The organism is Pandoraea terrae, from assembly GCF_902459695.1.
Taxonomy (GTDB): Bacteria; Pseudomonadota; Gammaproteobacteria; order Burkholderiales; family Burkholderiaceae; genus Pandoraea; species Pandoraea terrae.
Genome location: NZ_CABPRZ010000013.1, coordinates 46,695 through 64,285, shown reverse-complemented (window position 1 = coordinate 64,285; position 17,591 = coordinate 46,695). Strand labels below are relative to the sequence as shown.

The window sequence follows — 17,591 nt, the reverse complement described above, 5'->3', positions numbered from 1 at the left end:
CGGGCTCGCGTTGCCCGGCCCGCGGGCCTGTTCGTCAGAATGCGTCCCCGGGAACACGCACCCAACCTTCCATCAGCACGCGAGCGCTGCGGCTCATGATCGCCTTGGTCACGATCCATTCGCCATCGGCCTGACTGGCGGCCGCGCCGACGCGCAACGTGCCGGACGGATGGCCGAAGCGCACCGCGTCGCGCGCCCCGCCGCCGGCGGCGAGATTCACCAGCGTGCCCGGTATCGCCGCGGCAGTGCCGATGGCCACGGCGGCCGTGCCCATCATGGCGTGATGCAGCTTGCCCATCGACAGGGCGCGCACGAGCAGGTCGACGTCGCCTGCCGCAACCGCCTTGCCGCTCGACGCCGTGTAAGCGGCCGGCTTGGCAACATAGGCGACCTTCGGCGTATGCTGCCGCGTCGCGGCCTCGTCGATGTGCTTGATGAGGCCCATGCGCACTGCGCCGTAGGCGCGAATGGTCTCGAACTTCGCCAGGGCTTCCGGGTTGCCGTTGATGGCGTCCTGCAGCTCGGTGCCCGTGTAGCCGATGGCTTCCGCGTTCACGAAGATGGTCGGGATGCCGGCATTGATCATCGTGACTTTCAGCGTGCCGATGCCCGGCACTTCGAGATCGTCGACCAGATGGCCGGTGGGGAACATCGCACCGCCGGCGCCATCTTCCTCGGCCGCCGGATCCAGGAACTCGAGCTGCACTTCCGCAGCAGGGAACGTCACGCCGTCGAGCTCGAAATCACCGGTTTCCTGCACGGCGCCTCCAGTCATGGGCACGTGCGCAATGATGGTCTTGCCGATATTCGCCTGCCAGATGCGTACGGTGGCAACACCGTCTTGCGGGACACGGCTGGCGTCGACCAGTCCGCCGCTGATGGCGAACGGCCCCACCGCAGCGGACAGATTGCCGCAGTTACCGCTCCAGTCGACGAACGCCTGGTCGATGGAAACCTGGCCGAACAGATAATCGACGTCGTGATCGGGCTTGCTGCTTCGCGCGACGATGACCGTCTTGCTGGTGCTCGAGGTCGCCCCGCCCATGCCGTCGATCTGCTTGGCATAGGGGTCGGGGCTGCCGATGACGCGCATCAACAGTGCGTCGCGCGCAGCGCCGGGCACTTGTGCGGCTTCGGGCAAGTCCTGCAGGCGGAAGAACACGCCTTTGCTGGTGCCGCCACGCATGTAGGTGGCGGGAATCTTGATCTGAGGTACGTGAGCCATCGAAATATTGTCCTGATGAGACGCGCGTCCGGGCGATACGTCACTGTACCGCCCGGACACGAAGTCTGCGCTGACTTAAGCTGCCGCTTCCGACGATTCGAGGAAGTCCTGCGCGAAACGCTGCAATACGCCGCCGGCTTCGTAGATCGACACTTCTTCCGCGGTGTCGAGGCGGCAGGTCACCGGCACTTCCAGACGCTCGCCATTCCTGCGATGGATCAGGAGCGTGAGGTCGGCGCGCGGCTTGCGCTCGCCGATCACATCGTAAGTCTCGGTGCCGTCGATGGCCAGCGTCGTGCGGTTGACGCCGGGCTTGAACTCCAGCGGCAGCACGCCCATGCCGACCAGGTTGGTGCGGTGAATGCGTTCGAAACCTTCCGCGACGATCGATTCGACACCGGCCAGGCGCACGCCCTTGGCGGCCCAGTCACGCGACGAGCCCTGCCCATAGTCGGCGCCGGCGACGATGATCAGCGGCTGCTTGCGCTCCATGTAGGTCTCGATCGCTTCCCACATGCGCATCACCTTGCCTTCCGGCTCGACGCGGGCCAGCGAGCCCTGCTTGACCTTGCCGTTCTCCGTCACCATTTCGTTGAACAGCTTCGGGTTGGCAAAGGTGGCGCGCTGGGCGGTCAGGTGATCCCCGCGGTGCGTCGCGTAGGAGTTGAAGTCCTCCTCCGGCAGGCCCATCTTCGCCAGATATTCGCCGGCAGCGCTGTCGAGCATGATGGCGTTGGACGGCGACAGGTGGTCGGTGGTGATGTTGTCCGGCAGCACCGCCAACGGGCGCATGCCCTTCAGGGTGCGCTCCCCTGCCAGCGCCCCTTCCCAATAGGGCGGACGGCGAATGTAGGTGCTCATCGGGCGCCAGTCATACAGCGGGCTGGCCTTCTCGCCCGTGTCGGCCGTTACGGCGAACATCGGCTCGTACACCTTGCGGAACTGCTCCGGCTTCACGCTGGCGGCGACGATGGCGTCGATTTCCTCATCCGACGGCCAGATATCCTTGAGGGTCACCGGTTTGCCGTCGGCATCGATGCCGAGGACGTCTTTCTCGATATCGAAACGAATCGTGCCGGCAATGGCGTAGGCCACCACCAGGGGCGGCGAAGCCAGGAAGGCCTGCTTGGCATACGGGTGGATACGGCCGTCGAAGTTCCGGTTGCCGGAGAGCACGGCGGTGGCGTACAGATCGCGCTCAACGATTTCCTGCTGAATCACCGGATCGAGCGCGCCGGACATGCCGTTGCAGGAGGTGCAGGCATAGGCCACGACGCCAAAACCCAACTGTTCCAGTTCCGGCAGCAGCGTCGCCTCTTCCAGATACAGCGTAACGGCCTTGGAGCCCGGCGCCAGCGAGCTCTTCACCCACGGCTTGCGCGTGAGGCCGCGCTGATTGGCGTTGCGCGCCAGCAGCCCGGCGGCAATCATGTTGCGCGGGTTGTTGGTGTTGGTACAGCTCGTAATGGCGGCGATGATCACGGCGCCGTCCGGCATCAGGCCCGGCGCGTTCTCGACCTTGCCGCTGATGCCGCGCGCAGCCAGTTCCGAGGTCGGCACGCGCTTGTGCGGATTGGACGGACCGGCAATGTTGCGCACCACGCTCGACAGGTCAAAGCGCAAGACGCGCTCGTACTCGGCATGCTTCAGGCTGTCCGCCCAAAGGCCGGTTTCCTTGGCGTAGGTTTCCACGAGCTTGACCAGCGCGTCGTCGCGGCCCGTGAGCTTGAGGTACTTGATGGTCTGCTCGTCGATGTAGAACATCGCGGCGGTGGAACCGAACTCCGGCGCCATGTTGGCGATGGTCGCGCGGTCACCCAGCGTCAGGTGGGAGGCGCCCTCGCCGTAGAACTCGAGGTAGGACGACACGACCTTTTCCTTGCGCAGGAACTCGGTCAGCGCCAGCACAATGTCCGTTGCGGTGATACCCGGCTGCGGTTTGCCGCTCAGCTCGACACCGATGATATCCGGCAGACGCATCCAGGAGGCACGGCCTAACATCACGCTTTCGGCTTCCAGGCCGCCCACGCCGACGGCGATCACGCCCAGCGCGTCCACCATCGGGGTGTGGGAGTCGGTGCCGACGAGGGTATCCGGGAAGGCCACGCCGTCCTTGACCTGCACCACCGGGCTCATGCGCTCGAGGTTGATCTGGTGCAGGATGCCGTTGCCCGGCGGAATGACGTCGACGTTCTTGAACGCCTTCTTGGTCCAATTGATGAAATCGAAGCGGTCCTCGTTGCGGCGATCCTCGATGGCGCGGTTCTTCTCGAACGCGTCGGGATCGAAGCCGCCGCACTCGACGGCCAGCGAGTGGTCCACCACCAGCTGCGTCGGCACGACCGGGTTGACCATGGCCGGATCCCCGCCCTCGGCGGCGATCGCGTCGCGCAGGCCGGCGAGGTCAACCAGCGCGGTCTGGCCAAGAATGTCATGGCAAACCACGCGCGCGGGGAACCAGGGGAAATCGAGCTCGCGCTTGCGTTCGATGATTTGCGCGAGCGATGCGCTCAGCGTGGCGGGGTCGCAGCGGCGCACGAGGTTCTCGGCCAGCACGCGCGACGTGTAAGGCAATTTGTCATACGCGCCCGGCGCGATCGCCTCGACAGCGGCACGCGTGTCGAAGAAATCCAGCTGTGTGCCGGGCAGCGGTTTGCGGTTTGCAGTGTTCATGACGTAGGGAATAAAGGTAGAAATGATCAAGGGGGGATCGGCCGTGCTTTGCGGCCAATGCCCCCCTTCTCCCACAGGCGATACAGGGGAGCAAACCGGCAGCCGGCTCGGTTACTTGCGATCCTTGATCGGCACGAACTTCAGATCGTCCGGGCCAGTATAGTTCGCGCTCGGTCGGATGATCTTGTTGTCGATGCGCTGCTCGATGATGTGCGCGCTCCAACCCGAAGTGCGCGCGATCACAAACAACGGCGTAAACATCGCAGTCGGCACGCCCATCATGTGATAGCTGACTGCCGAGAACCAGTCGAGGTTCGGGAACATCTTCTTGATGTCCCACATTACCGTTTCGAGGCGTTCGGCAATGTCGAACATCTTCATGTTGCTCTGCGCCTGCGACAGCTCGCGCGCCACTTCCTTGATCACCTTGTTGCGCGGATCGCTGACCGTGTACACCGGGTGACCGAAGCCGATAACGACTTCCTTGTTCTCCACGCGGCGGCGGATGTCAGCTTCCGCTTCGTCCGGTGAGTCGTAGCGCTTCTGGGTCTCGAAGGCGACTTCGTTCGCGCCGCCGTGTTTCGGGCCGCGCAACGCGCCAATCGCGCCGGTAATGGCCGAGTAGATATCCGATCCGGTGCCGGCAATGACGCGGCCCGTAAACGTCGAGGCGTTGAATTCATGCTCGGCGTACAGGTTCAGCGACGTGTGCATCGCCTTGACCCACATCTCCGACGGCTTTTCGCCGTGCAGCAGGTGCAGGAAGTGTCCGCCGATCGAATCGTCGTCCGTTTCCACTTCGATGCGGCGGCCATTGTGGCTGAAGTGATACCAGTACAACAGCATCGAACCGAGGCTCGCCATCAGGCGGTCGGCGATGTCGCGCGCGCCCGGCAGGGCATGATCGTCCTTCTCCGGCAGAACGGTGCCGAGCACCGACACGCCGGTGCGCATCACGTCCATCGGGTGTGCGGCGGCCGGCACGCATTCGAGCGCCGCCTTGACCGCTTCCGGCAGGCCGCGCAGGGCCTTGAGCTTGGTTTTGTAGCTGGCCAGTTCGGCCACCGTCGGCAACTTGCCGTGCACCAGCAGGTGGGCGATTTCTTCGAATTCGCACGTCTGGGCCACATCCAGGATGTCATAGCCGCGATAGTGCAGATCGTTGCCCGACCGGCCCACCGTGCACAGCGCCGTATTGCCCGCGGTCACGCCCGACAGGGCCACGGATTTCTTCGGCTTGAAGCCGGTTGCGCTGGTCTCGTTCGTCTCGCTCATGCTTTCCTCCAAGAATCGTTGAATCGTTACTTTTGCTGGGCGAACAGGGCGTCCAGCTTTTGTTCGTAATCGTGATAGCCAATGCTTTCGTACAGTTGCGCGCGCGTTTGCATCGTATCGACGACCGCCTGCTGCGTACCGTCGCGGCGGATCGCTTGATAGACGTTCTCGGCGGCGCGGTTCATCGCACGGAATGCCGACAGCGGGTACAGTACCAGACTCACGCCCGCGCCCTGCAGCTCGTCGGTCGTGAACAGCGGGGTAGCGCCGAATTCGGTGATGTTGGCCAGCACCGGCACCTTCACGGCGTCGACAAACTGGCGGTACATGGTCAGGTCCGTCATCGCTTCCGGGAAGATCATGTCGGCGCCCGCCTCCACACATGCACAGGCGCGGTCGATGGCCGCTTGCAAGCCTTCGACGGCCAGCGCGTCGGTGCGCGCCATGATGACGAAATCGTCATCCGTGCGGGCATCGACAGCGGCCTTGATACGGTCGACCATCTCGCCTTGCGAGACGATTGCCTTGCCGGGACGGTGGCCGCAGCGCTTTGCGCCGACCTGGTCTTCAATATGCATCGCACCTGCGCCGAACTTGATCAGCGACTGGACCGTGCGCGCAATGTTGAAGGCCGACGGACCGAAACCGGTGTCGACGTCGACCAGCAACGGCAGGTCGCAGACGTCGGTAATACGGCGCACGTCGGTGAGTACGTCGTCGAGCGTGGAAATGCCGAGATCAGGCAGACCGAGCGAGCCTGCGGCAACGCCGCCACCCGACAGGTAGATCGCCTTGAAACCGGCACGCTTGGCCAACAGTGCATGGTTGGCGTTGATCGCGCCGACCACCTGCAACGGCTGCTCCGTCTTGACCGCTTCGCGGAACGCGGCGCCCGCCGAGCGAAATTGTGTTGTCACGATAATTCCCCTGTCTGATCGAGTCGAAAATTGCGTATCAATATGCAAGAGGTATGCCAGCCCGGCAAAATCCCGCAGGCGCACGCCTCCGACAAACGCTATCGCCTTCATTTTGTTGACGAAATTCACGTCCGGCCGAGCGGAACGCGACAGGCATGACGAGGACGAAACACCACCGGATGTCGCAACCGTCATTTCATTTTGAAACATGAAACAAAAAATGAAACGCGACGTGCTAAGATGAAACATCGCGCGACGGTCCGGGTGACGGCCGTCGCCCCCCCCGCTACCGCCCTGTTCTGCCGAGACGCCATGTCCGCCAACGCCCTGCCCCCCGTTTCCGTACGCGCTACACCGCCACGCGTTTTTCCAGGCGGCGCAACGTTGGCTTCGACCCGCAAGCCCGTCATCCTGGCCGTGGGCATCAGCAAACTGGGCGAGCTTTATCAGGACATCGTGCCCGACTATGCCGCCCACGCCGATATTCAGATCATAGACAAAGGTTTCGACGCCGCCGTCGAGGCGCTGTCGAAACTGCCGCCCGGCACTGTCGACGGCGTGATCGCCGCCGGCTCCAATGGCGCATATCTGCGCGAACGGCTGGCGCTGCCCGTCGTACTCGTCAAAGTGACAGGTTTCGACGTCATGCAGGCGCTTTCGCGCGCGCGCCGCGTGTCGTCACGTATCGCACTCGTTTCGTTCGAACGGCCGGCCCAGGAGTTCGAGCGCTTCAAGGCGGCCTTCGGCCTCGACGTCGAGCAGCACACCTATCGCGATGCCCATGATGCCGAAGATCTCGTGCTGGCCTTGCGCGGCGAAGGGATCGAAGCCGTCGTCGGGCCCGGTCTGGTGACTGAACTTGCCGAACGTGCCGGCATGACGGGCTTCTTTCTCTACTCGCAGGACTCCGTGCGCGCCGCCTTCGATACGGCGCTGGAAGTCGCCCGCTTCGGCCGCATCGAAGCGCAGCGCCGCGAGCGTCTCGACACGGTCTTGCGTCACTTGCGTGACGGCGTCGTGGCCGTGGACCTGACCGGCCGCATCGAGGCGATCAACGCGTCCATGGCCCGCATGCTGGGCGTCGCGCCTGCCGATGTCGTCGGCCTGGCGCTCGACAAGGTCGCGCCGGGCCTCGGCATCGCCGATACGCTGGAAAGCGCCCAGCCCGAGTTGGAAAGCATCGTGACCGTGGCCGGCAAGACATACGTCGTCAACCGCATTCCCCTGCTCGACCAGGGCACGCTGAGCGGCGCGCTGTTGACCTGTCAGGACTCGCAGGCATTTGCACGCGTGGACCGCACGTTGCGCTCGCGTCATCGTCCGCGTCATCTGGTCGCGCGCTACCGGCTGGAAGATCTCGTGGGCCTGTCCCCCGCCATGACGCAAACGCGCGCCCTCGCCCGCCGCTATGCCATGACGGACTCGACCGTCCTGATTCATGGCGAGAGCGGTACCGGCAAGGAGCTGCTGGCCCAGGGCATTCACAACGCAAGTCCGCGCCGCGACTACCCGTTCGTGGCCATCAACTGCGCGGCGTTTCCGGAAACGTTGCTGGAAAGCGAGCTGTTCGGCTACGAGGAAGGCGCATTTACCGGCGCGCGGCGCGGCGGCAAGGCGGGCCTCTTCGAGACGGCCCACAACGGCACCATTTTTCTCGACGAAATCGGCGAGATGCCGATGCCGCTGCAAACCCGCTTGCTGCGTGTCTTGCAGGAACGGGAAGTCCTGCGTCTGGGCGCGAACGAACCGGTGCCGTGCGACGTGCGCGTGATCGCGGCCACGCACCGCAACTTGCGCGCCCAGGTGGCGGCCGGCGCCTTCCGGGAGGACCTTTATTATCGGTTGAACATCCTGCGGCTGACACTGCCGCCATTGCGCGATCGCGCCGACGACCTGCCGCAATTGGCGCGTCTGCTGCTGGGCCGGGCATTGGCGCGGGTCGGTGCGCGGCTCGGCACGGATGCGATGCTGCGCGCCCTGATGCCAGTGCTGAGCGCGCATCGATGGCCCGGCAATGTGCGGGAGCTGGAGAATCTGCTGGAGCGGGTGGCCGTGGTCTGCGCCGACCTGGAGGATCCCCGCGAGATCGACCGGACCCGCCTGCTGGAGATCGCGCCGGAGTTCGCGATCGACGATATGCGGGATGAGACGGGGGACAAAATGCGCGAAAACGCATCCCTGCCGCGCGCCGCAGCTGGCGCGCTGGCAACGGTTGCACCCATGCAGGCGCTTTCGGGCAAACGGCTACGCGAGGCGCAGGCGCTCGAACGTATTCACGCCGCGCTCGCAGCGTGCGGCGGCGACCGGGAAGCGGCGTGCCGGCAACTCGGCATCAGCCGCTCGACGCTTTGGCGCAAGCTCCGCCAGCCGGCATAACGCGTTCACGGCCGGCAATCAGTCCGTCTGGCGCGGGACGGCCGCGCTCAATGCCCGTGACGGATGCGGTCCCACATCGAATGCCAGTCCATGCGCTTGTGCGCAGGGGCTTCATCGTGATGTGTCACCCAGAAGTGATCCACGAGCATGCCGATGGCGAAGCCGACAAGCAACGCCACGGCGATCATTGAAAACGACACCATGGTCATACGCGCCTCCTGCAGGCGAAGGTCACGCTTTCATTGTAGTCAAGCCTTGCCCGTCGGGATGCGCCAATCGCAGTCTCTGCGGCACGCATGAAAAAAACCGGAGCCAACGGTGAATTGGCCCCGGCGGTCGGCACAACGGCCGGCATCGGCCGGCGCGCAGACGTACGACGCTTAGAACGTCGGAATCAGCGCGCCCTTGAACTGCGTCTTGATGAATTCACGCACCTCGTCCGAATGGTAGGCGTCGACCAGTTGCTTGACCCACGGCTTGTCCTTGTCGACAGCGCGCACGGCGATCAGGTTGGCGTACGGCCCCTTCAGGTCTTCGATCGCGATGGCATCGCGTTGCGGCACAAGCCCCGCCTGCGCCGCGAAGTTCGTGTTGATCGAGGCGGCATCGAGGTCCGGCAAGGCGCGCGGCAACTGCGCGGCTTCAAGTTCGACAAGCTTGAGCTTTTTCGGATTCTCCGCAACGTCGAGCGGTGTGGCATTCTTGCCGTTCACGCCCGCGCCGGCGCGCAGCTTGATCAGACCCTCCTTTTGCAGCAGGAGCAACGCGCGGTTGCCGTTGGACGGATCGTTCTGAATACCGACCTTCGCGCCATTCGGCAGATCCTTGAGGGACTTGTACTTCTTCGAATAGAAGCCCAGCGGCGAGACATAGGTCAGGCCCGCGCTGACGAGCTTGTAGCCGCGGTCCTTGACCTGGCTGTCGAGGAACGGACGATGCTGGAAGCCGTTGGCATCGAGATCGCCCGCGTCCAGCGCGGCGTTCGGCTGTGCGTAGTCGCTGAACTCGATCAGCTTGATTTCGAGGCCGCGCTTCTTGGCGACTTTCTGGACGACTTCAAAGATCTGCGCGTCCGAGCCGGCCATCGTGCCAACGCGAAGCGGCTTGGCGGCCGTCTGGGCGGTTGCGCCGAGCGAGGCGACGGTTAGCGTGGCGCCGAGGAACACGTTGATCAGGGTGCGGGACAGCATGGGTTTTCTTCTCCTTCATGGTCGTTGGGGAGGCCGGTCGCCAGGGGCCACCGGTTCGCCGCCGTTTCGGCTGACGAATCCCGAACCCGGATGCTGCCACAACCTAGGGTTTACGAGAAATACTTAATCGGCATTTGAATATCAGGATTTGGGCGGGTCGCGAAGCAGGAACCTGTCGGCGCGGCCGCAAAAACAAAAAAGCCCCTCCGAAAACCGAAGGGGCGTCGTCGCCGGAACGAGATCCCTGACGCCATTGCCGGGGGGTGGCCCGGCCCGTTGAACCTCAAGCCGGTTGTGTCAGGCACCGGCGCGAGAAAACCATTACGTCGCGCGCCCCGAAGGAAGTCCCCGTAGGGGACAACGCCCCGGACCGCCCGCCTCACGTGACCAGCGCCGTCCGATTTCAATGATTCAGTGGACTAATCGCGCGTCAAAGGCATTTTTCATCGCCATTCGTGCCGGACATGGCGCAGCCAAATCGCCCTAGGTCGCTACCGCCGCCGGCGCCGATGCCTGCCGGGCCGCCGAACGGGCCCAAGCCAGGTCCGTTTGCCGAGCCGCTGCTGCCGAAACCGCCACCACCAAGCCCTGCAACGCCACCGCCACCTGTGCCGCCTGTGCCGCCTGTTCCACCTGTGCCGCCTGTGCCGCCTGTTCCACCTGTGCCACCACCCGTGCCGCCTGTAGCGCCGCCCGTGCCGCCTGTACCGCCTGCTCCACCGCCCGTGCCTCCACCTGTGCCGCCCATTCCACCGCCAGTTCCACCACCCGTGCCGCCTGTTCCACCGCCCGTGCCGCCTGTTCCGCCACCCGTGCCGCCTGTGCCACCGCCGCCGTGACCGCCACCATCACCGCCGTGACCACCACCATCGCCGCCGTGCCCCCCGCCATCACCGCCATGACCGCCACCATCACCGCCGTGACCACCACCATCGCCGCCGTGCCCCCCGCCATCACCGCCATGACCGCCACCACCACCGCCGTGACCGCCACCATCACCGCCATGACCGCCACCACCACCGCCGTGACCGCCACCATCACCGCCGTGACCGCCACCGTCACCGCCGTGACTGCCACCATCACCGCCGTGGCTACCGCCACCGTGACCACCGCCCTCACCCTGACCTCCGCTACCGCTACCGCTACCGCAACCACAACCACCGGCCCCGCCGTTACCGCGAGTGCCGCCGGTACCGCCAACACCACCGATTCCCCCACTGCTGCCACCATTTCCGAAACCGCCGCCGCCACCGCCCCGCCCGCCACCTGCGCCTGCGTAACTGACGTCGATCGCGAGTCCGGTCAGAAGCGCTGCGACCGCCGCCCCGATGAGTGTGGTCTTGATCTTGTTCTTGTTCATGGCCCCCTCCTGCGCTGGGTTTGCCGATACAACACGGCCGCCCCCCTGGCGCGCCGTCACGGCCGAGGCCTCACGTTTTTCGAGGGCAAAAGAGTGCCCCGCCTTTGCGCAAACGCAAAGGTTCACCCTTCCTTGCATGCCCCTCGGAAAATCGATCTGGCACCTGCCATTCACGAATGCATCACGCGAATTCCGTGCCAGACCATCCAAGCAATTGATTTATATGAAAAAAATACTTAGACACTTGAGCGGTCGCTGCGCCCGCATCCAAAAACGTTTCGCGAATGAAACGCCAGCCTGATCCGCCTGGAGAAACCTCTGCAGAACGAACCGTCGAAACCGGCAGGCACACCTCATGGGGCGCGCATCGGCACGAGGAAAATCAATGCTGGCGTACAAACGAATCGGGCCGGCTTGCCGCGAACGTTCAACGCGGCAAGCCGGCCCGAGCGCCGTGGGGACGCGGTGACGCTTATTTCACCTGCACCCCGGCAAAGTTTTGGCGCCCGAACGGGCTGACCGCGTAACCGGTAATGTTCGCACGTGTAATCACGACCGCCGTCGGGTGGGCGAGCGGAATCCACAATGCATCATCCTTGATCATCTTCTGTGCGGCCTCATAACGCGTCGTGCGCGTCGCGACATCGCTCGTGCGCTTGCCGTCGGCAATCAGCTTGTCGAGTCCCGTATCGCAAAACCGCGCGAAGTTCGTGCCCGATGTCACCGCCGCGCAGCTGAACTGGGGCGTCAGGAAGTTGTCCGGATCGCCGTTGTCGCCCGACCAGCCCATGAACAGCAGGTCATGTTCGCCAGCCTTGCCGCGACGAATCAGCTCGCCCCACTCGATCGTGCGAATGCTTGCGCGCACGCCGATCTTCGCCAGATCGTTTTGCAACATTTCCGCACCGACGCGCGGATTCGGATTGAGGAGGCTGCCGGTGGGACGCGTCCAGATCGTCGTTTCGAAGCCGTTCGGAAATCCCGCGTCGGCGAGCATTTTTTTCGCGCGCACGATGTCGAGCGGGTAGTCCGCCACACGCTTCGCATAACTCCACGTATTGGGCGGATACGGATTGACCGCCGGCGTGGCGGTGCCTTCGAACACATTGTTGACATAACTGCTCTTGTCGAACGCCAGGTTCAACGCCTGGCGCACGCGCTTGTCGTCGAGCGGCTTATGCTGTGCGTTGATGGCCACGAAGGCCGTCATGAACGCGGGCGCTTCCACCACCTTGAGCGACTTCTCGCCGCGCGCCGCCTTCACGTCGAGCGGCTTCGGCGAGAGCGCTATCTGGCACTCCCCTGCCTTGACCTTCTGCGCGCGCACGGCGGCATCCGGCACGATCGCGTAGATCAACGTGTCGATGGACGGCTTGCCGCCGAAATAGGCCGGGTTGGCGTCGAAGCGAACGAGGCTGTCCTTCTGGTAGCGGCGAAACGCGAACGGTCCGGTACCGATCGGACGCGCGTTGAGCTGGTCGGTCTTGTTTGATGCCAACAGTTGCGCGGCATACTCGGCCGAGTATATTGAGGCGAAGCCCATCGTCAACGTCGACAGGAACGTGGCTTCCGGCTCGCTTAACGTGAAGCGCACGGTTTGCGCATCGACCTTCTGCACCGACTTGATCAGCTTGCCGAGCGACAGCGACTGCGCGTGGGGAAAACCCGACGGCGTGAGCTTGTGCCACGGCTGGTTGGTGTCGAGCATGCGTTCAAACGTGAATACCACGTCATCCGCGCCCAACGGGCGCGTGGGCTTGAAATCGGCATTGGCGTGAAAGGCCACGTTCTTGCGCAGCGTGAACGTGTACGTCAACCCGTCGGGGCTGATCTCCCAACGCTCGGCCAGGCTCGGCACCACCGCCGCTTTCCCCGCGTCGAATTCGACCAGCCGGTTGAAGACCGGATCCGCAGATGCATTGGTGGTCGTCAGCGAGTTGTAGCGCACGACGTCGAAGCCCTCGGGGCTGGCTTCCGTACAGACGGTAAGCGCCTTGGCGTGAACAACGTTGGCGGCGAGCGCGAAAGGCACCAGAAGTGCGGCGGCGAGGACATGACGGCGCATGGGCGATTCTCCGAGAGGGACAACGAGGCAGAATAGCCTAAATTCAGGAATGCTGCCGATCGTGGCGGCCGTCTCCGTGAACCCGACACGCACGTTGGCCGTCACCGCCCTCCCCGGGGCCCGCAGGGCGCGTAGCGGACACGCCAGTGACAATGCATATATATTTATGCCATGAGCCAAGTTAACCCCGAGACAAACACCCCCGAATCCACGGCGCCCGCAGCGGCATCCACACAAGGTTGCCCGTTTCCTCATGGCCAGGCTGCCGCGCCGTCTGCCGCACACGCCCCCAATGGCTGCCCGGTAAGTGCGCGCGCCGCCGATTTCGATCCGTTCGAAGACGGCTATCAGCAGGACCCGCCCGAGTATGTGCGTTGGGCACGCGAGCAAGAGCCCGTGTTCTACAGCCCGAAGCTCGGCTACTGGGTCGTAACCCGCTACGACGACATCAAGGCCATTTTCCGCGACAACATCACGTTCAGCCCGTCGATCGCGCTGGAAAAAATCACGCCGACCGGCCCGGAGGCGAACGCGGTGCTCGCCTCCTACGGATTCGCGCTGAACCGCACGCTCGTCAATGAAGACGAACCGGCGCATATGCCGCGCCGCCGCGTGCTGATGGAACCCTTCACGCCGGAGGAACTGAAGCACCATGAGCCGATGGTGCGGCGTCTCGCGCGCGAATACGTCGACCGTTTCATCAATGACGGCCGCGCCGATCTCGTCGATCAAATATTGTGGGAAGTCCCGCTCACGGTCGCCCTGCACTTCCTCGGCGTGCCGGAGGAAGACATGGACATGCTGCGGAAGTATTCCATCGCGCACACGGTCAATACGTGGGGACGCCCCAAGCCGGAGGAACAAGTGGCCGTGGCGCATGCCGTCGGCAACTTCTGGCAGCTCGCCGGCAAGATCCTCGACAAGATGCGCCAGAATCCGGATGCCCCGGGCTGGATGCAATACGGCCTTCGCAAGCAGAAGGACCATCCCGATGTGGTCACGGATTCGTATCTGCATTCGATGATGATGGCGGGGATCGTCGCGGCCCATGAGACGACCGCGAACGCCACGGCAAATGCGATCAAGCTGCTGCTGCAGCATCCGGACGTCTGGCGCGAAATCTGCGAGGACCGCTCGCTGATCCCGAACGCGGTGGAAGAATGCCTGCGCCACAACGGGTCTGTTGCCGCCTGGCGGCGATTGGCCACGAAGGACGTCCGGATCGGCGGCGTCGATATCGCGGCGGGCGCGAAGTTGTTGATCGTGACGTCGTCGGCGAACCATGATGAAGGCCATTTCGCCGACGCCGACCTGTTCGATATCCGGCGCGAGAACGCCAGCGATCAATTGACGTTCGGCTATGGCGCGCATCAGTGCATGGGCAAGAACCTGGCGCGCATGGAGATGCAGATCTTCCTCGACGAGTTCACGCGCCGCCTGCCGCACATGCGCCTGGCGGTGCAGTCGTTCACGTATGTGCCGAACACATCGTTTCGCGGCCCCGAGCACGTGTGGGTGGAATGGGACCCATCAGAAAACCCCGAACGGACGGACCCGTCCGTCCTCGAAGGCGAAACGCCAGTGCGCATCGGCGAACCGTCGGGCCATGCGGTCAACCGTCCCGTCGTTGTGGAAAGCGTTACGGCGGTGACGCCGGACATCGTCAAGCTGCGCCTCACGGCGCCGGATGGCCGCGCGATGCCGCGTTGGGCGCCCGGCTCGCACATCGACGTGGAATGCGGCGACACGGGACTGTCGCGTCAGTATTCGCTGTGCGGCGATCCTGACGACGCCTGCGCCTTCGAGATTGCGGTGCTGCGCGAGCTGGATGGCCGTGGCGGCTCAGCGTGGATTCACTCGCATGTGAAGTCGGGCGACCGCTTGCGCATTCGCGGACCGCGCAACCATTTCCGTCTCGACGAAACCATCGAGCGCGCGATCTTCATCGCGGGCGGCATCGGCATCACGCCGGTCAGCGCGATGGCGCGCCGGGCGAAGGCGCTTGGTATCGACTACACGTTCCATTACAGCGGCCGCAGCCGCAAGTCGATGGCGCTGCTCGACGACTTGATCGCGCTGCACGGCGACCGCCTGCAGGTGTGGGCGAAGGATGAAGGCCGCCGCGCAGACTACGCCGCGATTCTGGGCACACCTGACGCGAGCACGCAGGTCTATGCGTGCGGCCCGCGGCGCATGCTTGACGCGCTGGCCGAATGCTGTGCCGCATGGCCGGACGACACGCTGCGCGTCGAGCATTTCCAGTCGACCCTGGGCACGCTCGATCCGAACAAGGAGCACGCGTTCGAGGTGGCGTTAAAGGATTCCGGCATTACCGTCATGGTGCCGGCCGGCCAGACCTTGCTGCACGCATTGCGCGCCGCGAATATCGACGTGCAGAGCGACTGCGAGGAAGGTTTGTGCGGGTCGTGCGAGGTCCGCGTGCTCGAAGGCGACGTCGATCACCGCGACGTCGTTCTCACGCGTGCGGAACGCGACGCCAATACGAAGATGATGTCGTGCTGCTCGCGCGCCTGCGGCAAACGCCTCGTGCTGGAACTGTGACGCCCCACCGCCTCAGGATTTCCTGCATTTCATGTCATGCATGATGGAAAAACGGCATTTCATTGCCGGATTCGAGTGAATGCAGACTGGGAAGCGTCACGTCCTGTCGATTTTTTACAAAAATTTTTGTTTCGCGTTAACCCTTCTAGGGATTTCCCTGATATAGTTACACCTGTCTCCTCCACCTCCTCCTGGTGGATTTCATGGCCAGCCCCGCGCTGGCCATTTTTTTTGGGTGCTTACCGCTGCGACGGGATATTGCCCCCGTCCACGACGATCTCCGTGCCACTCACATAACTGGCTTCGTCCGAGAGCAGGAAGCGAACGACGGCGCCCACTTCCGACGGCGCACCCAGGCGGCCCAGCATGATACGTCGCTCGAACGTGCCTTTGGGCAACGTGTCGACGACCTGCTGGATCATGGGCGTTAGAATCTGCCCGGGCGAGACGGCGTTGATGCGAATTCCGTCATTGCCCAGGCCGTCGGCCATCGAGCGCACCAGCGACAGCATGCCGCCCTTGGAGGCCGAATAGGCCGGGATCAAGCCGTTGCCGAGCGTGGCGTTGATCGAGGCGATGCCCACAATGGCCGAGCCTTTCTGTGCGCGGAAATCGGGCAGCATGGCCTGCACCAGCAGCGCAAAAGCGCGCAGGTTGATGTCGAGCACGGCATCCCAGCGGCTTTCGGAAAGCCCTTCGATACCGGACTGATCGACGACGCCCGCGGCGTGGACCATGCCACCCAGCGGCGGCAGTGCGGCACGCGTGGTGGCCAGCGCGGCCTCGATGGCACTCGAATCACGCAGATCGATGCCGAGCCCGACGGTCGCGACGCCATAGCGGTCAGCCAACGATGCGGCCACCGCATGCGCCTTTTCCGCTTGCAGATCCCAAATGGCGACGGGCCGCCCGACGGCCGCCAGGGCTTCCGCAGATGCGGCGCCGATGCCCGATGCACCGCCGGTAATCACTACGCCGCTGGCCGGCAATTGCAGTCGCACCGAGAATTCAGTCGTCTGAAGCTTTGCGTTTTCGGTCGTCATACGGTGTTCCCTGATTCGTTGGAGGATGGGTAGCCTCCACCCGGAGGCAAGCGCCGCGTTAGCACCATCATATGCCGGCGCGCGGTCGATCCCGCACGGATTCTGGCGCGCACTCGCGCACTAACGCATCGTCAGTTTTGATTAACGCCGGGGAGATGGGCAACCCGAATTGACGTCCTCCGCAGGAAAGTATGACGTTGCCCCGAGCGTGGCCCGCTCGTCGCGTTATGCCTTCGCTGGAGTGGGCCCATGCCTACGCACGCGAAATGCCCGGATGAACTGACATCCGGGCAAAAGGGGTGCCGGCTATCGGATATCGGCGCGTCGTGATGCTGCAGAGCCCGCTGGTCTCGAACTGCCAAGGGGTGCGGCTGGACAGCCGTCGTTCGGACCGCCGCTGATGTTGTGCCGCTGATCGAATATCTCCAGAACGATGGTATTTGCTTCCGCTGCAAGATCTTCTATCTGGCTGAAATAAGCGTGGATGAGATCTTCATCCAGGGAATCGATCGCACCCTGACCGCCAATGGCTGCCATCGCCTGGATGCGAATCGTGAGGTAGCGCAATTCCATGGCGCGCTCGTCCTGCGCCTTCCGGCACTTGCTAATCGCTTCGTCTTCCGGGGGGAGTTGACGCTGAGTGTCCGACATATGTCTTCTCCAAAGAGCAAAGTAGATCGCGCCCGCTTTGCGCTGTCGCATGAGAAAACCTGTCCGTGACGAACGGGTGGGCGGGCATCAAGCCGGGGTGAGATACCGTGGACCATAGGGATTGACGGCCGGCCCGAAGGCCGCCCAACCTGCGCCCGCCCGAAGATGAATCGGTACGAAAGGCCGTAGCACGACGGACCACGCGCGAGCGCGGCCGTGTGCCCCTAATTAGTCCATCGGGATCTCACTCCCGA

General features: G+C 64.0%; 13 protein-coding genes. 3 read left to right on the top strand and 10 right to left on the bottom strand.

The genetic code is table 11. The features are described from left to right. Positions 1-34 precede the first annotated feature (34 nt). The 4 genes from prpF to prpB form a co-directional block, all read right to left on the bottom strand. Entirely contained in the window at positions 35-1,225 is a 1,191-nt protein-coding gene (gene prpF / locus PTE30175_RS15905) for a 2-methylaconitate cis-trans isomerase PrpF (protein WP_150698043.1), read from the bottom strand. Positions 1,226-1,300: 75 nt separating this feature from the next. Next, complete coding sequence (gene acnD / locus PTE30175_RS15900) at positions 1,301-3,898, bottom strand: Fe/S-dependent 2-methylisocitrate dehydratase AcnD (protein WP_150698042.1); 2,598 nt, start codon at positions 3,896-3,898, stop codon at positions 1,301-1,303. A gap of 111 nt (positions 3,899-4,009) precedes the next feature. Next, positions 4,010-5,173 carry a bifunctional 2-methylcitrate synthase/citrate synthase gene (gene prpC, locus PTE30175_RS15895; protein WP_150698041.1) on the bottom strand — a complete coding sequence of 388 codons (1,164 nt, stop codon included), beginning with the start codon at positions 5,171-5,173 and terminating at the stop codon, positions 4,010-4,012. Positions 5,174-5,199: 26 nt separating this feature from the next. Beyond that, on the bottom strand, positions 5,200-6,090 hold the full coding sequence (prpB, locus tag PTE30175_RS15890) for a methylisocitrate lyase (protein ID WP_150698040.1): 891 nt from the start codon (positions 6,088-6,090) through the stop codon (positions 5,200-5,202). A 312-nt stretch (positions 6,091-6,402) separates the two neighbouring features. Between prpB and prpR the strand changes: the two genes are divergently transcribed. After that, positions 6,403-8,466, top strand: coding sequence for a propionate catabolism operon regulatory protein PrpR (prpR, locus tag PTE30175_RS15885; RefSeq protein WP_150698039.1), 2,064 nt, complete (start codon positions 6,403-6,405; stop codon positions 8,464-8,466). A gap of 47 nt (positions 8,467-8,513) precedes the next feature. Here the strand turns inward: prpR and PTE30175_RS28255 are convergent, their stop codons facing one another. From PTE30175_RS28255 to PTE30175_RS28250, 3 genes are all read right to left on the bottom strand, one after another. Then, positions 8,514-8,675 (bottom strand): hypothetical protein, encoded by a 162-nt coding sequence (locus PTE30175_RS28255; protein WP_191629099.1) that lies wholly within the window; start codon positions 8,673-8,675, stop codon positions 8,514-8,516. 171 nt (positions 8,676-8,846) lie between these two features. After that, positions 8,847-9,656, bottom strand: a complete 810-nt coding sequence (locus PTE30175_RS15880; protein ID WP_150698038.1) for a MetQ/NlpA family ABC transporter substrate-binding protein — start codon at positions 9,654-9,656, stop codon at positions 8,847-8,849. Between the two features lie 483 nt (positions 9,657-10,139). Then, entirely contained in the window at positions 10,140-10,661 is a 522-nt protein-coding gene (locus tag PTE30175_RS28250; RefSeq protein ID WP_191629098.1) for a hypothetical protein, read from the bottom strand. On the opposite strand from PTE30175_RS28250, the gene PTE30175_RS28985 reads away from it, so the two are divergent. After that, positions 10,618-11,256 (top strand): hypothetical protein, encoded by a 639-nt coding sequence (locus PTE30175_RS28985; protein WP_191629097.1) that lies wholly within the window; start codon positions 10,618-10,620, stop codon positions 11,254-11,256. The genes PTE30175_RS28250 and PTE30175_RS28985 overlap by 44 nt on opposite strands. A 232-nt stretch (positions 11,257-11,488) precedes the next feature. On the opposite strand, the gene PTE30175_RS15870 is transcribed toward PTE30175_RS28985, so the two are convergent. Continuing rightward, entirely contained in the window at positions 11,489-13,081 is a 1,593-nt protein-coding gene (locus tag PTE30175_RS15870) for an ABC transporter substrate-binding protein (RefSeq protein WP_150698037.1), read from the bottom strand. A 171-nt stretch (positions 13,082-13,252) separates the two neighbouring features. Here PTE30175_RS15870 and PTE30175_RS15865 point away from each other — a divergent pair, with 171 nt between their 5' ends. Continuing rightward, positions 13,253-15,643 (top strand): cytochrome P450/oxidoreductase, encoded by a 2,391-nt coding sequence (locus tag PTE30175_RS15865; protein WP_150698036.1) that lies wholly within the window; start codon positions 13,253-13,255, stop codon positions 15,641-15,643. A 239-nt stretch (positions 15,644-15,882) separates the two neighbouring features. Here the strand turns inward: PTE30175_RS15865 and PTE30175_RS15860 are convergent, their stop codons facing one another. Together PTE30175_RS15860 and PTE30175_RS15855 are read right to left on the bottom strand one after the other, a co-directional pair. Next, entirely contained in the window at positions 15,883-16,686 is an 804-nt protein-coding gene (locus PTE30175_RS15860; protein WP_150698035.1) for an SDR family NAD(P)-dependent oxidoreductase, read from the bottom strand. Between the two features lie 306 nt (positions 16,687-16,992). Then, a complete protein-coding gene (locus PTE30175_RS15855) occupies positions 16,993-17,337 on the bottom strand; it encodes a hypothetical protein (RefSeq protein WP_150698034.1) in 345 nt (114 codons plus the stop codon). Positions 17,338-17,591: the final 254 nt, after the last annotated feature.

Excerpts from the sequence above, each read along its gene's own strand:
- prpF (WP_150698043.1), bottom strand. The coding sequence starts at position 1,225 with ATGGCTCACGTACCTCAGATCAAGATTCCCGCCACCTACATGCGTGGC.
- acnD (WP_150698042.1), bottom strand. The coding sequence starts at position 3,898 with ATGAACACTGCAAACCGCAAACCGCTGCCCGGCACACAGCTGGATTTC.
- prpC (WP_150698041.1), bottom strand. The coding sequence starts at position 5,173 with ATGAGCGAGACGAACGAGACCAGCGCAACCGGCTTCAAGCCGAAGAAA.
- prpR (WP_150698039.1), top strand. The coding sequence starts at position 6,403 with ATGTCCGCCAACGCCCTGCCCCCCGTTTCCGTACGCGCTACACCGCCA.
- PTE30175_RS28255 (WP_191629099.1), bottom strand. The coding sequence starts at position 8,675 with ATGACCATGGTGTCGTTTTCAATGATCGCCGTGGCGTTGCTTGTCGGC.
- PTE30175_RS15880 (WP_150698038.1), bottom strand. The coding sequence starts at position 9,656 with ATGCTGTCCCGCACCCTGATCAACGTGTTCCTCGGCGCCACGCTAACC.
- PTE30175_RS28985 (WP_191629097.1), top strand. The coding sequence starts at position 10,618 with ATGACCGCCACCACCACCGCCGTGACCGCCACCATCACCGCCATGACC.
- PTE30175_RS28250 (WP_191629098.1), bottom strand. The coding sequence starts at position 10,661 with ATGGCGGTGATGGTGGCGGTCACGGCGGTGGTGGTGGCGGTCATGGCG.
- PTE30175_RS15870 (WP_150698037.1), bottom strand. The coding sequence starts at position 13,081 with ATGCGCCGTCATGTCCTCGCCGCCGCACTTCTGGTGCCTTTCGCGCTC.
- PTE30175_RS15865 (WP_150698036.1), top strand. The coding sequence starts at position 13,253 with ATGAGCCAAGTTAACCCCGAGACAAACACCCCCGAATCCACGGCGCCC.
- PTE30175_RS15860 (WP_150698035.1), bottom strand. The coding sequence starts at position 16,686 with ATGACGACCGAAAACGCAAAGCTTCAGACGACTGAATTCTCGGTGCGA.
- PTE30175_RS15855 (WP_150698034.1), bottom strand. The coding sequence starts at position 17,337 with ATGTCGGACACTCAGCGTCAACTCCCCCCGGAAGACGAAGCGATTAGC.